At 43.0% G+C, this 1,147-nt stretch carries 1 protein-coding gene; it reads right to left on the reverse strand.

Translation table 11 applies throughout. The annotated features are described in order from the left end of the window. Position 1: 1 nt before the first annotated feature. Positions 2-1,147, reverse strand: a 1,146-nt coding sequence (locus CD31_RS00210) for an L-glutamate gamma-semialdehyde dehydrogenase (RefSeq protein WP_036074785.1), incomplete at its 5' end; no start/stop codon positions are given.

A 1,147-nucleotide genomic window follows, 5' to 3' on the forward strand; every position in this document is an offset into this window, starting at 1 on the left:
ATTAAAGCATTTCTGAAGTTGTTTTAGCTTGCATATGCAGTTGTAGGTAGTCTGGGCCACCAGCTTTTGAGTCTGTACCTGACATGTTGAAGCCACCGAATGGTTGGTAACCTACGATTGCACCTGTACAGCCACGGTTGAAGTAAAGGTTTCCTACATGGAATTCTTGACGTGCTTTTTCTAAATTCATACGGTTTTTAGTGATAACTGCACCTGTTAAGCCGTATTCTGTGTCGTTTGCGATGTCAATTGCTTGGTCAAAGTCTTTTGCTTTTGCAATCGCAACAACTGGTCCGAAGATTTCTTCCTTCATAATACGAGCTGAAGGATCAACGTCAGCGAACACAGTTGGTTGCACGAAGTAACCGACTGAATCGTCAGCAGTACCACCAGCTACTAGACGGCCTTCGCCTTTACCGATTTCGATGTACTCAGTAATTTTGTTGAAAGCGGCTTGGTCGATAACTGTTGCCATGAAATTGCTGAAGTCTGTTGGGTCCCCAACTGTTAAAGCGTTTGTTAATTCAACAACGCGCTCTACTACTTGGTCATAGACATCTTCTACGATGACAGCACGAGAACATGCTGAACATTTTTGACCTGAGAAACCAAATGCTGATTTCACGATGGATTGTGCAGCTAATTCTAAATCTGCTTCTTTATCCACTACGATTGTATCTTTACCGCCCATTTCAGCGATAACACGTTTAATCCAAATTTGGCCTTCATTTAACACAGATGCACGTTGGTTGATACGTAAGCCGACATCACGTGAACCTGTGAAGCTGATGAAGCGTGTTTTAGGATGATCAACTAAGTAGTCACCTACTTCAGCACCAGAACCTGGTACGAAGTTAACAGCACCTGCTGGAAGACCAGCTTCTTCTAATACTTCAATAAATTTATATGCAATAACTGGCGTTGTTGACGCTGGTTTTAATAACACTGTGTTCCCTGTTACTAATGCAGCGACTGTTGTACCAGCCATAATCGCAAATGGGAAGTTCCAAGGAGATATGACGATACCAATTCCTAATGGAATGTAGTCATAACGGTTGTATTCACCTGGACGGCTTTCTACTGGTTGCCCGTCTTTAATGCGTAGCATTTGGCGACCGTAGTATTCCATGAAGTCGATTGCTTCTGC

Source organism: Lysinibacillus boronitolerans JCM 21713 = 10a = NBRC 103108 (assembly GCF_000772935.1).
In the GTDB taxonomy this organism is placed as follows: Bacteria; Bacillota; Bacilli; order Bacillales_A; family Planococcaceae; genus Lysinibacillus; species Lysinibacillus boronitolerans.